Source organism: Pseudidiomarina terrestris (assembly GCF_030466375.1).
Lineage (GTDB): Bacteria > Pseudomonadota > Gammaproteobacteria > Enterobacterales > Alteromonadaceae > Pseudidiomarina > Pseudidiomarina terrestris.
Genome location: NZ_JAGGJE010000001.1, coordinates 525,910 through 541,954, shown reverse-complemented (window position 1 = coordinate 541,954; position 16,045 = coordinate 525,910). Strand labels below are relative to the sequence as shown.

Genomic DNA, 16,045 nt, shown 5'->3' with positions numbered 1-16,045 from the left:
CGGCCGAAGCCGGGCTAAACACTTAGTGGCTGGTTGCCACACCCGCACCTTTCGGATACCGGATAGATTCAACCAAATCCTGTGTTGCTTGCGGGGCATCACCCGTTAACTTGTGCACGATATAAGATACCGCAAAGTTAATGAGCATACCTAAAGTTCCGATACCTTCAGGCGAGATACCAAACAGCCAGTTCTCAGCGTTGTTCGCCGCCGGGTTTACAAACTTGAAGTAAATAATATACGCCAGGGTGAACAGCACACCCACCACCATACCAGCAATAGCACCGGTACTGTTCATGCGCTTGTAGAAGATACCCAGGATGATCGCAGGGAAGAAGCTCGCCGCGGCTAAGCCGAAGGCAAAGGCCACCACCTGCGCCACGAAGCCGGGCGGATTAATACCAAACCAGGTCGACAATGCAATCGCCAGCCCGGCCGCAATCCGCGCCCACATCAACTCTTGCCGGTCAGTAATATTCGGTGCCAGAGTTCGCTTCAGTAGATCGTGCGAAACCGAGGTTGAAATCACCAGCAGCAAACCTGCTGAGGTGGATAACGCAGCGGCAACACCACCGGCTGCCACCAGGGCCACCACCCATGCTGGAAGATCAGCGATTTCCGGGTTAGCAAGAACCATGATGTCACGGTCGACGGTCATTTCGTTGCGCTCATCGCCCGAGTAGAACATACGACCATCGTCATTCTTATCTTCCCAGGTAATGAGTCCGGTTTGCTCCCAGGTTTTAATCCAGGAAGGCGCCTGCTCATACTTCACACCCGTCAGGTCAGGACCATTGACGGTATTGATCAGGTTGACCTTAGCAAAGGCGGCAATCGATGGTGCCGTCAGATAGACCACGGAAATGAATACCAGTGCCCAACCGGCCGAGCGACGCGCGTCACGTACCTTAGGCACGGTAAAAAAGCGTACGATAACGTGCGGCAGACCGGCAGTACCGACCATCAGTGCAGCGGTAATCGCAAACACATCGATCTTCGATTTCACCCCGGAGGTATACGCCGCCAGCCCCAACTCTTCGGACAGACCATCGAGTCGCTGCAACAGGTATTGACCTTCACCCGCCACGCCTTCGGCGATAGTGGCGCCAAAGCCAGTTTGCGGCAGGAAGTGTCCGGTCATGTAGATGGAGATGAAGATCGCAGGGACCAGATACGCGAAGGCCAGCACGCAGTATTGGGCAACCTGAGTGTAAGTAATCCCTTTCATGCCGCCAAGAACGGTGTAGAAAAATACAATCACGGCGCCGATGAAGACACCCGTCGCAATCTCAACTTCCAGAAAGCGTGAAAACACCACACCCACACCACGCATCTGACCGGCAATATAGGTAAAGCTGATCAGGATGGCACAGATAACCGCAATGGTACGCGCGGTTTGCGAGTAATAACGGTCGCCAATAAAATCAGGCACCGTGAACTTACCGAACTTACGCAAATAAGGCGCAAGACACAGGGCAAGCAACACGTAGCCACCGGTCCAGCCCATCAAATACACGCTACCGTCATAACCGGCGAAAGAGATAATCCCCGCCATGGAAATAAAGGATGCTGCTGACATCCAGTCGGCCGCAGTTGCCATCCCGTTCATGACAGGATGAACACCACCACTGGCAACATAAAAATCATTTGTCGAGCCCGCTCGCGACCACACCGCAATAGCGATATAAAGTGCGAAGGTGAGGCCGACGATAATAAACGTGAGCGTTTGAATATCCATGAATCGGCCCCTTTAGTCTTCGTGAACTTCGTATTTGTTATCGAGCGCCGCCATTCGTTTGATGTAAATAAAAATCAAAATGACGAAAGTAATAATTGACCCTTGCTGCGCGAACCAGAAGCCCAGCTTAAAGCCAAAAAAAGTGATCTGGTTCAGCCAGTCCACCAAAATAATTCCAAAACCATAAGACACGAGGAACCAGACTGCTAATAGCTTCAGTACCAGTCCAATGTTCTCGCGCCAGTAGGCTTTAGCGAGTTCTTCGCTCTTAAAAGCCATAACGCCTCCAGGTTGTTCTGTTGTTATTGTGATTTGTTCATCTAGCAATCTAGTCGGATTCCGCACAAACACAAATACGACATTGGTCGAATGCAGTTAATTTCAGCAACGCGCAGGCATAAAAAAACACCGCCGAAGCGGTGTTTTTAAAGAACTAACGGGAGACTTACTCGCCGATATACTTATCGAAAAACGCGAGCATTTTTTGCCAGCGTTCGACATTGTTCTCTGGCTTGTAAAAACCATGCCCTTCGGCCTCTTTGTACATCCACTCGTACGGATGGTCGCGCTCTTTGAGCGCATCGCGCAAGGCAAATGCGTGAGCTTCAGGTACGCGCACATCAGCACCACCCTGGATGATAAATACTGGTGCCTTTAACTTGTCCACGTTATAGACAGGTGACTGGGCTTCACGGCCTTCTTCCGCTGACGGTAACACCTGGTCCAGGTAGTTGCGACCCGCACGCGCTTGCTGAATATCCCCTTGCTCGTACATCAGGTTCAAATCGTAAACGCCAACAAAACCAACGATGCACTGATAAAGGTCAGGCTCGCGCACACCACTTTGTACCGCTGCGTAGCCACCATACGAGGCGCCATACACACAAACACGGTCTTGGTCTGCAATACCTTCTTTAATCAAATGCTGCACACCATCGGTCATATCGTTAATCATGGTGGTACCCCAGTTTTTATAGCCAAGTTCCAGGAACTCACGACCATAACCACCTGAGCCACGGAAGTTGGGCTGAAATACCGCATAGCCGTGCTCGGCAAAGACCTTGGCATCACTGTCCATACGCGACATGGTATCGCGAATGCCGTGCGGGCCACCGTGAGGTAATAAAATCAGCGGCAAGTCCTTGGCGTCGCTGCCATTAGGTAAGGTCAGCAAGCCGTAGATATCCAGACCATCGCGGCTTTTGTAGACGATGGTTTTGGTTTTCGGAATCGGGTGCCCTTCCAGCCATGGTTTCGCCGCAGCGATCGAGGCTAGTTTGCCTTTGTCGCGGTCAAACATGTAAAACTTAGTAGGCGAATTCACCGACTCCACCCGTACCGTCAAAATACGATTGTCGCGAGTTGATGAATTAATGGATACTGACTGCCCCGGGAAGGTTGCAATCAAGCTCTGCACCAGATTCGAGTAATCCTTATCTTTCACATCAGAAAAGAAAAAGGTATCGATGCCCTGCTGTTCAAAGGCAGCACCAATCACTTCGTTGGCACGACCATTTTTTACACTCATGATCGGCATCAGGTCGGTCGCTGGATGCTCGGCAAGGATAGTTTCTTCTTTACTGCTGATATCCAACACGCTCAGCGCGCGGGTATCGGATTCACTATCACTTAACCCCACGACCTGGTCGGTGCCAGGCAACATCAGCAGAGGTACAAAACCGCCCTCTTCTTCATAATAACTGGTCACTTCATACCAGTCCTGATTAGCACCGTCACGGCCCAAAATCACGGTTTTATTACCGTCTTCTGGATCGATGCCCAATACCATGCGCGATACACCCTGATCGTCGAGAACCACCTGCACGTTAGTGCTGCGGTAAGCTTTGAGCGGGATCCGACCTTCCGAACGTTTACGCCCAGAGGTTATTTTCATGGTGTACAAATCAAGGTAAGGCTCGGCCGAGGTGAACGAACGCTGATAAATCATAATGGCATCAGGTTGTTCTGGTAGATAATCCACCACCTGGGCAAACACGTATTCACCGCTTTCTGAGCGAGGTCCAGTCAGAATCACTTGCTTGGAACCGTCAGCGTCCATCGCAAACAGTTCACCGGTTGGCACCGGTTGATCCAGAGAGCCCACTTCGCGCACCATGGTCATGACCAAACGCTCGTTGTTGGCCCATTGAAAGGAGCCGACTGACTCATTTCCCTGCCCCTGAGTGACAGAAAGAATTTTGCTGTCATCGATATCGATGACCGTCAACTGCACAGAACCATCAGTAATGCGTGAGGTCGCTGCCAGGTAATCACCTTTAGGCGAAATTTTTACATCAAGGTACTGCGCATGCTTTGCGTAATTTTCCAACAGCTCCGTGTCTACTGTAGAGCTGAAGCTCAATGCCGGGATGACTAACGCCGCCAGCCCCACCAATATTGAATACTTCATAAAGCCCTCGTTCTCTGTAGTTATAAATTATTGTAGTTATTCAATAAAAAAGCCCCACCAAGGTGGGGCTTTGGTCATTCAAATTTACATATCGAATCTAATTTCTTAGAAGCTGTATGAAAGGTTGAAGAACGCACGACGGCCTAAGTAGTCAAGCTGTGATGCGAACAACGGCACATTACCAAATGTGTACGATGCTGTAGGGCTAACTTTAGGCGGCTGCTTGTCGAACAAGTTACCGATACCGAAGGTTACGTCCATATTGTCATTGAACGTAGTTGTCGCTGACAATGAGTGCAGGACGTAGGTCGGAGTTTCGGCTACGAATCGAACCTGGTTTTCACGATAAGTCGTGTCGTCAAAACCGTAGTACGAGTAGTCTTCAGTTTTGTCGTAGTACGACATATTCCAGTTGAAGCTCCAGTCATCACGGTTCAACGTGGTGTTCAAGCTACCAACATGGCGTGGGTTACCCACTAAGCCGATGTTATTCTGTGGTTCATCCGTTGGGAACTGCTGGAATGAACGTTGGATCTGATTCGTATGATCCAATTTCACGCGCAGGTCACCAAAGTCAAACGAGTCTTGGTAAGTGACCACGATGTCAACACCGCGAACCACTTGTTCAGCTGTGTTCAAGTAACCACCACGAACCTGGATGATGCTCCAGTCGCCGTCATCAGAACCGTCGTTACGTTGGAACTGATCACAGAATGGTTCGTTTGCGAAGTCTTCTGAGTTGTAACACTGGCTCAGCACTGCGCCACCAGAAACGTTCGAGATCTGGTTGTTGATGACCACGTCATAGTAATCGATTGACGCCGCGAAAACGCCTTCTGGGCTGGTGTAAACCAAGCCGATACCTTCAGAGATTGAAGTCTCAGCTTTCAGCTGACCTGCACCACCACCAGAGATAGACAGAATTGAACCTGAGCTACCTAAAGTATCGGTGTAAGTTTCTGGAACGCCGTCTGCCGCACAGTTTTGACGTACGCGTTCGTTGGTTGATTCAACCCAGTTCAAACATGGATCAGAATTTTGACTAATGAAGCCTGTTTGATTCTCTAAGTACAGCTCATAAAGTGCCGGAGCACGGAACGAAGACCCACGTGATGCACGAACACGGAAGCCCGCACCGATAGTCCAGTTAGCGCTTACTTTAAACGTAGTATCGCTACCGTAGGCACTTACGTCAGTCCAACGACCAGAAGCGGTCAAATCAAGGCTTTCAACGCCTGGAAGGTCACGCAATAGTGGCATTTGGAATTCAGCATAAACTGCACGAGTAATTGCGCTACCTTGAGTGATACCAGCGCCGCTCAAGCCCCAAGAGTTACCTGCAAGAGTGTTTTCTCCAGGAGTGTCTTTAAGCTCATCACGCTGCCAGTAAACACCAGCCGCAACACCCACAGGACCCGCAGGCATGTTGAACAAGTCGCCAGTGATGTAAGCATCAAAGGTATCTTGCTTATAGGTTGTGTTACCTACGTCCTGACCAAACAAGAAGTCACGTGCTTCCTGGTTTTGGTTACCAAACATATTTTGTGGATCGAACCAGTCGTATTCGTAACAAGCACGACCCGATGTCTCAGTGACACGGCCTTCACAAGGAATACCCAACAGGTTTTCCTGAGCCATGATCATAGAGTCAAATAAGATGATGTCTTGCTTGTATTCGCCGCTGTTGTGCGAACGCTGGTAAGACGCATCCCAGTTCCAGAAACCGATTGAACCTTCTAAGCCAACCACTGCACGTGAGTAATCGACAGTAGTGTCGTTACCGTAGTGGTCAGTGTAATGTACTGGAAGTACGAAACTGCTACCTTCAAAACCTGGTACTGCGCTAATTGCCGAATAACCAATTTCCCGGGTCCAGAATTGACGTACGCTTTCAGATTTAGTGTTACGGCTGCTGTGTAACAACTCACCATACATAGAGGTGGTGTCAGTCAGGTCGTAATCACCCTGAAGGTAAACAGAGGCTACTGTCGTTTCAGGAATAACTGTTGCGTTCATACGTGCTGGGTGACGACCGCCATCCAACAAGCCGTCACCTTCTTTGTTATAGCCAGCCCAGTACCAACCGTCTGGCACAGCAGTTACGTAAGGGTTAGAGCCTTCACTACCAATCTCTGGGTAGTAAGGGTTGATTGTAGTCGGGTCCTGAGCGTCGAAACCATCGTAGTTATACTGGAAACGGCCGCCAGAAGTACCGGGCGGAAGACGGGTACCGGTTGCATGGAACAAACCAAAGCCACTTTCAGAACAGTGGTATTCACCGGTGCGTGGATCGATTGGATCGGCACGCTCACCTGTTTCATAATCGAACAGGTAACGCTCTGAACAGTCAAAGTAATCGCGGTCACCACGCTTAACACCCGTGTTCACGTTGTAGTCAGCAACTACACGCCATGAACCACGGTCAAACGCTTTACCGTAAGTACCGTTTACACGATAAGTTTCACCGCCACCTTCGAAAGGAGCAAGGCCAGAAACGTTAACTTCACCGCCTTCGCCTTTTTTAGTGATGATGTTGATAACACCAGCAACAGCGTCAGAGCCGTAAAGTGAAGAAGCACCGTCTTTCAGGATTTCAACACGCTCGATGATGCTGATAGGTAATGCGTTCATGTCAAATGCAGAAACCGCACCACGTGTACCTGCAGGACCGGCACGACGGCCGTTCAACAGGACGAGGGTACGACTTGCACCTAAACCACGCATAGAGATTGACTCTGCACCACTACCACCGTTGGTAACGAAACCAACAGAGTAGGCTGCGATCAACTGGTCAGAACCAGCCGCCACAGTTGAGGTACGAAGTAATTCACCAAGAGTGCTTAAGCCCTGGTCTTCAGCGATATCAGTAGTGATAATCTCGATTGGAGTAGCGCTATCAAGACCGTCGGTACGGATACGTGAACCCGTAACCTGAATTTTCTCAACAACTGTTTCTTTTTCATCCGCACCTTGATCTTCTTCAGACTGTTGGTCTTGCGCAAAAGCTGGAGCGCCAGCCAATAACGCAGTACCAAAACCTGCCATCATGATAGAACGGATTGAACTCGACAAATATGACTGCTTAGCCATGTGAGTCTCCCTGATAATTTTTATTGTAAGTTAGGTTTCAATGGAACTTTTTATAAAATTCAATTGGTACAACCGTAGATTATGGTTCCACAGAAGATGCTGCTAGGCTGCAGCTTGCCTTCCGAGTCTCAGTCAACCACAGTTCCAGGCCTTTTACAATAGTTTTAAGGCGAGTTGTAAACACTTTGAATGTAATAATTCGGTGTAATAATTTGTGAGTATTTTTCAATCGAGCTCTATTCTATTTTGTTATGTAGCTAAGCCAATGTTTTTCTTTCCATTTTTGACTTTATACCCTTCTAAATATACCATATGTTATGTGTGAGCTGCGATTTCACAATTTTTGTCTATACAGCCTGCCAAGAGCAGCTTTCCGGTGGATGCCGCCAACGCCTATGTTTCGAGATGTTAATCAGTCAAATCGCCGGATAGTGCCGAGCGAAGGCACGTTCGGGACACGCGCTATGACGTTGTATAACTTATAACCAGCCCGTAAGGCTCGTCCCTAGACCAAGGTCGTGCTTGACCGCTTCCCCCTGCCAAGCTACTGTTTTTGCTTTCGCCAAGAGTCCAGACCCACGACCATGACCCTACTCCTGATTGTTGCAGCGCTCGCCTACGTTGCCGCCTTGTTTGCAGTTGCACACTTTGGCGATAAAACCGGCTCCTGGGCCAATCGTCTCAGCTATAAGCCGACGGTCTATAGTATGTCGCTGGCGATCTATTGTACCTCGTGGACCTATTATGGTGCGGTTGGCAACGCGGCGAACTTTGGCTGGGCCTACCTGCCTATTTTGCTCGGCCCTATGCTGCTCTTTTTATTCGGTCTGCCGCTGGTCGAAAAGCTGGTGTCGGTAAGTAAGCAGCAGAACATTACCTCCATCGCCGACTTTATCGCTAGTCGTTACGGCAAGCGCCAGCGCCTGGCCTTATTTGTCACGCTTATCGCCGCTTTGGCAACCATTCCATACATCGCGCTGCAGCTCAAAGCCGTAGGGCTCACCTTTGTGGTGCTGACCGAAAACACCACCGCCCTTACCGAGTTTTCAATCAACGAGCTCGCAGCAGCGGCACTGATGGCGGTGTTCGCCATGCTATTTGGCACGCGGCACATCGAAGTTACTGAATATCGCAATGGTATGATTCTGGCCATTGCCTTTGAATCAGCGGTCAAGCTCATTGCACTACTGGCCGCAGCATGGTTTGCCTGGTCAGTGTTTAGCGATGCCTCACCACTGAGCATGCTTGAAAGCATCCGCCTTGACGAGCGCAGCGATTGGTCCTGGCAGGCCTTCACCCGCTTTGATTTCATTGTGCAGACCCTGATGGCCGCCGGAGTTATTCTTTGCCTCCCCCGGCAATTTCACGTCACCGTCGTGGATAATGTAAATATTGATCATTTACGCACCGCGCGTTGGGGTTTCCCGCTGTATCTATTCCTCATCGCGGCCGCCATCGTGCCTATCGCCGTCGCCGGTCAATACTTCTTCGGCAACAGCGTGGACGTCTCAACCTATGCGCTGCAACTGCCGCTCCTGCATGATCAGACCTGGCTGGCCGTAGTGATTTTTATCGGTGGTTTCTCGGCCGCCACGGCAATGGTGATTATCGCGTCCGTGACCCTAAGTACCATGATCACTAACGATGTGATCATGCCACTGATTCTGCAGCGCGGTCATCGCTTCCCGTTCGGCATGCCCGCCGGACAGCAGCAAACAGAAGTACGCTCGTTTCAGGGGAGGTTGCTGTTAATTCGCCGCATCGCCATTGCCACCATCTTATTGTTTTCCTACTTGTGTTATTACCTGTGGGCAGCCAATACCAGCCTGGTCAGCATCGGTTTACTGGCCTTTTCCGTGGTGCTGCAGCTACTACCTGCCATTATTGGCGGTATGTATTGGCGCCGCGGTCACGCCCGCGGCGTCTATATTGGCCTGGCCCTCGGCCTGTTGGCCTGGCTGTTCGCGGTCGCCTTCCCCATGTATCTGCCGCATACCACCAGCGACAGCAGTATCATTACCCAGGGCACCGTCATCAGCCTCAGCCTCAATGTCGCTGCCTATATCATTTTCTCACTCGTGGCCCAGCCACGCCTGGTCGATCGCATTCAGGCTACGGCTTTTGTCACGCCGCGGAAGGTAGTACAGGAACATTCCATTAGTCGTCATCATCAGGCCACTAACGGCGACATGGTGCTGCTCCTCAAGACCTTCGTCGGCAATGAACGCACCGCGCAGTTGCTGGCATTTTACAGTGACGCCCAGCAGATCGTGATTAACGACACCAACAAGGACGATGTCGCCAGCCGGGAATTTATCGATTACGTGGAGCGCGCCTTATCCGGCGTGCTGGGAGCCGCTACCGCACGTTCTCTGGTCGAAGCCGCGTTACGTGATCGCCGCTTGCACTTAGAAGAAGTTGTACACTTTTTCGATGACACCACCCAGGCACTGCAGACCCAGCAATCGATACTGTTCAGCTCGCTGGAAAATCTAGCGCAGGGCATCAGTGTAGTGGATGCCGAACTGCGTCTGGTCGCCTGGAACAAGCGCTATCTGGATTTGTTTGACTACCCCGACGGCATGGTTAAACCCGGCCAGCCCATCGCTGCCCTCATCCGCTATAACGCGGAGCGCGGCGAATGCGGCCCCGGAGAAACCGATGAACTGGTCGCTAAACGTCTGAACTACATGCAAATGGGCTCTCCCCATCGTTTTATCCGTCGCCGTGGCGACGGGCGCGTCATTGAAATGGTCGGAAACCCCCTACCCAACGGCGGTTTCGTGACCAGTTTCACCGATATCACCGAACACGTGGAAACAGCGCAGGCGCTGGAAGAAGCCAACATCGACCTGGAACAGCGTATTCACGTGCGCCAGCGCAAAATCCGGGAAATCAACAACGAACTCACCGAAGAAATTGACCGCCGCCGTAAAGTTGAAGTCGAGCTGAAAAAAGCCAAGCAAGAAGCCGAAGAAGCCAATGCCTCAAAAACCCGGTTTTTGGCACTGGCCAGTCACGACATTCTGCAGCCGTTGAATGCCGCACGTCTGTATTTGTCGGCCATGGATGAGACCTCCTTATCCACTCAGAACTTGCAGCTGACAGGCAAGCTCGACACCGCCCTGGCGTCCACCGAGCACTTGCTCAGTACCCTGTTGCAAATTGCCAAAATGGACCAGGGGGCGCTGCAACCAAACTTTCGCCACGTGCAGCTCAGCAGCATCGTGCAGCCACTGATCCATGAATACAGCGTACTGGCCCAGCAGCGCGGTATCGAACTCAAAACAAGCTGGCAGGATGCAGTCATCTATACAGATCCTACTTACCTGCGGCGCATCATCCAGAACTTTCTGTCCAATGCCATCAAGTACAACCGCGAGCAGGGCAAAGTGTTGTTGGGTATTCGCCGACGCGGTAGCAATTTGCGAATTTCAGTTTGGGACACGGGCCCCGGCATTACCCAGCAGCAGCGGCACCGCATTTTTGATGCTTTCTACCGCGGTCAGAACACCCGGGTCGAAGGCGTCGGCCTCGGTCTTAGTGTCGCCAAGCGTATGAGTGAGCAGTTGCACTGCGAGCTCAAGCTGAAGAGTACCGAAGGTAAAGGCAGCTGTTTTTCAGTTACTGTGCCACTTGGCTCGGCGGCAGAGGTCGTCAGCCAACCCTATGAACGGGAGCAGGCCCAACCCACGAATGCCCTGACCCTGGTTTGTGTTGATGATGATCAGGAAAACCTCAGTGCGCTACGCGCCCTGCTTGAAAAATGGGGCTGTACAGTAGAAACCTTTACCAGCAGCGCCACTGCACTGGAGTATGCCCGCACCCATGAGCGACCGGATGGTATCTTGCTGGATTACCAGTTAGGCGATGACGAACACGACGGTTTGAGTCTTGCAGGGGCGTTACGTGAACGGTGGGGAGAGCGCCTTCATGGAGCCCTGGTGACCGCTATGCGGGACGATAATTTAAGGAAAGAAGCGCGGGCCTGCCAGTTACACTTTTTGGCGAAACCGGTCAAACCCGCGGCTTTAAAGGCATTACTGAACCACTTGCAGGTTAACGCTCAGCGGTCGGACTAGCGATACAACGCCCACCCTGCATGGTCAGTTGTGGACGCGGAATCACTTCACAGGTACCGACCACATCGTGCCGTTGCTGATAGTTGATCTGCAACTGCCGATGTTCGGCGATCAACTTCTGTAACACCGCTTCGTCGACGGTAGTCGTTGAATAGGCAATGTAGTACTGGGGCCCACCACAAGGCCGGTGGCCAACTTCCGCCAACCGACACTGCTCGAGGTTATCAGCGTACGCCATACCAATCATCGAGCGGATCTGCTGGTCCAGCCCCGCCATTTGCGCCTGAGGATCCTCCGCAGCCGCTGTTGGCTGGGACTGTAACGGTTCCTCACTGGGTCCGTTACAGCCGGCCAACAATGCTAACGTTGCTCCTGCGATAAGGTACTTCATAGCTGCTCCTTGTCTGTTTTAAGACTGCGTCCGACGACGCAGCCAAATCAGTGGTAGTGCCAGCAGGCCTAACCAGGCGCCAAAGCTGCCTGATGACTCGTCGCCATCAGTGCCAGACTCCTGAGGAAAGACACTAATGGTCACTTCATCGGTGTCTTCCAGGGAACCATCGCTGACAGTTAACCGGAACGTCAAATCCTGTTCAGTGCTCACTGAAGGGGCGGTAAAGGTCGCTGTGACCTCGTCAGTGCTGGATAGGGTCACGGCTGGTCCTGCGGTTTGTTCCCAGCTGTAAGCCAGAGTATCGCCGTCCGGATCACCACTACTTTCACCGCTTAACGTCACTTGCTGCCCACTAGGTACGCGCGACAGCGCACTATTCGCATTAGCGTTAGGTGCAGTGTTCGCTCCCTTAAAGGTCACAGTGACAGTAGCGGTATCCTGTTGCTGACCGTCGGAAACCGTTACCTCAAACTCTGCAGTTGCACTCTGCTCCAGCGCTGGCACCACGATACTGGCGATGGCCTGATCGCTGTCGGCAATTTCAACATCAGGTCCTGCCAACTGTTGCCAGCTGAAGCTCAGGGTGTCGCCGTCAGGGTCGCTACTGCCGCTGGCATCAAGTTCGACGATAGCGTCGGCTTCTTTGGCCCCGTCAACCGGTGCCACCACGGCTTCCGGTGGATTATTGACCACCGTTACCTGCACCGTACCTGTTGTGGTTGACTGTCCCGCCGCATCAACACCGCGGTAGGTAAAGCTGTCCGTACCGACAAAGTTTGCGTTGGGCAGGTAACGCAGGTTGTTGTTACTTAACACTTCTACGGAACCATTGCTGGCAGTGCCAACGACTTCCACAGTAACATCGCCATCGGCAGCAATCTGCTGTGGCAGCGCAGCACTGTAGCTTGCTGAACCTGAGCTCACTGTTGCCATGGTCAGCAAGTCGCGACCTGGTGCAGCAAATTCGCTGCTCAAGTCAACAGTGACTGACTCATCACGCGTTGTCTGCACGGCACGATTTGGCGCATCGGCGATAGTGTCCACCACCAGGTCGAAGCTCAACTCAACAGCGGCGCGTTCGCCACGCTCAAGGCTGGGTTGCAATGCCGTGCCGGCATTCGGATAAGTTCCCAAACCGTCGTGATAACGTTGAATCCCAAGAATACCCAGAGCATCGGCAGGCGTCTGCGCGCCGATAGTCAGGCTTGCCGGTGCGCCCGTTGGTAAATCGATGTAATTGAAGTAAACGTTCGCGGTACCCAGCTCGTACCAGACCGAGAAGGTGTAACGATCACCTGAGTCATCGTTCCACTCACGCACACTTGCAAATTCAATCACCAGATAGTCGGTGGTGCCATCACTCAGCACTGCGTAGTTAATTTGACCACCGCCCACATTGGATCCCATCTCCAGATCGGTCCAGAACGGCGCCCAGAAACCTGCCGAGCGACTGTCATCGGGAATGGGATTATTGCTTGCCGTGCCACTCATCGCCCCAGACTGTTCGCCGGCGGCAATAATACCGTTGGTCGAAAGCGTCAGACTGTTATAGAGCACGTTATCCAGGTAAACGCCACCAGCATCGCCAATCGGCAGGGTGAAGATGTCGTCATCACAGCCATCTGCGCAGAGGAAATTCGCAGGCGCAGAACCGGTTAAGTCTTCAATTGTCTGACCGGCAAAAAACTCACTGCTCGCCACAGTAATGGTGTTGATGCTTTCTTCGTCGGTTTGCGAGCCGGTCCAGCTGATGCTGCGCCCGTCTGCTGCCAGCCCTTTTGAGGTCGCCGAGGAACGCGTTTCGGTGAAGCTCAGTGAGCCATCCACCACGGTCGCACCTTCCGGGATCTGCACATCAATACTGACCGGATCACTGGTGCTGCCCAGTGCTCCACGGGCATCAATGGTAAACGGCGTGCCCACTTCGACAGTACCGGCCGAATGCGCCACAGTAACAATGGCTTCGTTATCGGAAGACGAAGCATACACCGCCACCGGCAGACGCAGGTTCGGGTGGCTGCTTGAGCTGCCAGTCACCAGCACCTCGGCAAAGGCCCAGCCGTCCGGCAACCAGCGGGTATCAAGGTCGAACTGGATTTCCTTACTCTCGCCCGCGGCCAGGTTGAAAATAGGCTCATCAATTACCGCAGTCATTTCCGGGTTTGCACTGGCAAACTCAACCGAAAAACTGACCGCTGCAGTGCCGGTGTTGGTGAAAGTGCGGGTGAACGAGCAGCTCAGTGAGCAGGCATTATTCGCCAGCGAAGGCTTGTCTACTACCACAAAGCTGTCTGCGGCAGTACTTACGTTAAGCCGGCCAGCACCGCGATCGAACGGGGTGGTTGCACTGACAAAGTCATCGTCGCGCAGCCCGCTGTCCGTTGAGGTCATCAATAATGACTTCAGCTCATCAGCATCCAGATTGGGGCGCTGATCTAACAATAAAGCTGCCGCGCCGGCAACGTGAGGCGATGCCATGGAAGTGCCTGATAAACTACCGATACTGTCATCAGGTACCGGTGCCAGAATATTGCTACCCGGCGCAGTAATATCGGGCTTGAGGAAGCTTGAGTCGCCATTTGGTCCGCGTGAGCTAAACAAGGACATGCTATCTTCAGCATCTTCATTAATGCGCGCTTCTGGCGCGTTAATGGTCGCCGTCGCTGCAGATGTCCATTCGGCGCGAATCGCGTCACCGGCCTGTTGGGTGATCATCACCGAAGGCAAGGTGGTCGCATTCATCGACATAGTTAGCAAACCGGCTTCGTTGTTGTACACGATCATGGCGACCGCGCCAGCATTTTGCACGTTCGTTGCTTTGCTTTCAAAAGTACAGGTGCCACGTTGCACCAGCACAATCTGGTTATTAAAACTGCCCGCAGGAAATGCCGAGCAGGCAAGGTTATCACCGGCATTACTGGCCAGCGCCAGCGCCGCAGAAATATCCTGAGAGATAGTGAAGTTACCGTCACCAATGACCGCATTCACTTCAGGCAATCCAGCCGCTGCAACCGTAGGACTGAGGTCCCGGCCATGCTGGCTACTGGCGACGGTCAAGCCGTCTTCGATACAGGCCGGACAGCCAATGGTGCGATCACCCGGGCCATCGTTTCCTGCTGCTGTGACCGTCAACACCCCAGCTGCACGCGCCGCCGCAAATGCGGCCTGGTACGGACTATCGGCCGGATCGCCGCCAGGACCACCGCCCCAGGAGTTATTAATCACATCCGCGCCATCAGCAACGGCATCTTCCAGAGCAGGCAGCAGCATAGACGAACTGCCGCTGCCGCGGCCATCGGGGTCACTGAAAAGCGCTTTATACACCATCAGGTGCGCACCCGGTGCAACACCGGTAATATTCAGACTCACTCCATTGATGGTATAAGTACCGGGATTGCCCGCTGCAGTGCCTGCTACGTGGCTACCATGGCCATTGTAATCCGCCGGCGTTTCGGTTTCGTCGGGATGCACATCACCCGTTGGCTCATACCAGCGCGCGACAATAATTTTGTCATTACAGAAGGTAGGTGTGGTGGTGCAATAATCGGCTTTGCTGGGGCGACTGACACTCGGGTGACCGTTGTCTTCGAACAGCGGATGGTCGTGATCAATACCGCCATCGATGATAGCGATTTTGACATTACGCCCGGCCTGACTCTGGCCGCCAAGTTGACTCCACACGCCTGGTGCCTGAATCAGATCCATTGACGTGGGCGTTGAAGCATAATATTTGGTGTCGGGATAAACGCGTTTCACCCCCGGCACTTGTTGTAACTGAGCAAGGAGGGCCTGCTGGTCATGTTGCTTACCTGGCAACTCCACCACCATACCGTTGAAGGTCAGAGTTAAGTGATGCTTCACATTCAATTGACCAACGCGCGCTTGCAGGCCACGCAGAACCTCGTTCTGCTGACTCAGCAAATGTTGCTGATAGGTCTTGACCGGTTGCGAGCCTAACTGCAGACGTTCACTGCCGTTCGCCTTAGCTGAGGTCGGCGCAAATCCTGCGATACCTCCCTTGTACACTGCGGCGGCCGGGTCTTTGAGCTCAACAATAAAGCGGGTGACATCATATTTTTTCACCACGCCCTGCGCCAGCGCGGACTTTTTCTCCACACCGTGCTGCTGAACCAGTTGCGGCGACTGCATCGTTTTCATACGCAATTCCTGCGCCGATGCCGCCGTCACTGTCAACGAGGACAGTACCGCCAGCGCGACCAGTGCAGGCCGCATCGCTTGAGAAGCATCTTTCATAATAACTACCTTCCTGTTTATCGTTTTTATAGTTAAACGATACCACGACATGCAAGGATCAGGTACAGAAAGTGTGT

General features: G+C 52.6%; 7 protein-coding genes. 1 reads left to right on the top strand and 6 read right to left on the bottom strand.

Annotated elements, in window-relative coordinates; translation table 11 throughout:
- Positions 1-22: 22 nt before the first annotated feature.
- From J6J28_RS02525 to J6J28_RS02510, 4 genes are all read right to left on the bottom strand, one after another.
- On the bottom strand, positions 23-1,738 hold the full coding sequence (locus J6J28_RS02525) for a sodium:solute symporter family protein (protein WP_301719752.1): 1,716 nt from the start codon (positions 1,736-1,738) through the stop codon (positions 23-25).
- A gap of 12 nt (positions 1,739-1,750) precedes the next feature.
- Positions 1,751-2,017 carry a DUF4212 domain-containing protein gene (locus J6J28_RS02520; RefSeq protein ID WP_301719750.1) on the bottom strand — a complete coding sequence of 89 codons (267 nt, stop codon included), beginning with the start codon at positions 2,015-2,017 and terminating at the stop codon, positions 1,751-1,753.
- A 166-nt stretch (positions 2,018-2,183) separates the two neighbouring features.
- Entirely contained in the window at positions 2,184-4,148 is a 1,965-nt protein-coding gene (locus tag J6J28_RS02515) for a S9 family peptidase (protein ID WP_301719749.1), read from the bottom strand.
- A 105-nt stretch (positions 4,149-4,253) separates the two neighbouring features.
- On the bottom strand, positions 4,254-7,238 hold the full coding sequence (locus J6J28_RS02510) for a TonB-dependent receptor domain-containing protein (RefSeq protein WP_301719748.1): 2,985 nt from the start codon (positions 7,236-7,238) through the stop codon (positions 4,254-4,256).
- Positions 7,239-7,822: 584 nt separating this feature from the next.
- Between J6J28_RS02510 and J6J28_RS02505 the strand changes: the two genes are divergently transcribed.
- The gene (locus J6J28_RS02505; protein ID WP_301719747.1) at positions 7,823-11,320 is read left to right on the top strand and encodes a hybrid sensor histidine kinase/response regulator; all 3,498 of its coding nucleotides are present in this window, start codon (positions 7,823-7,825) and stop codon (positions 11,318-11,320) included.
- On the opposite strand, the gene J6J28_RS02500 is transcribed toward J6J28_RS02505, so the two are convergent.
- A complete protein-coding gene (locus tag J6J28_RS02500; protein WP_301719745.1) occupies positions 11,298-11,711 on the bottom strand; it encodes a hypothetical protein in 414 nt (137 codons plus the stop codon). The genes J6J28_RS02505 and J6J28_RS02500 overlap by 23 nt on opposite strands.
- 18 nt (positions 11,712-11,729) lie before the next feature.
- The gene (locus J6J28_RS02495; protein WP_301719744.1) at positions 11,730-15,968 is read right to left on the bottom strand and encodes a S8 family serine peptidase; all 4,239 of its coding nucleotides are present in this window, start codon (positions 15,966-15,968) and stop codon (positions 11,730-11,732) included.
- Positions 15,969-16,045: the final 77 nt, after the last annotated feature.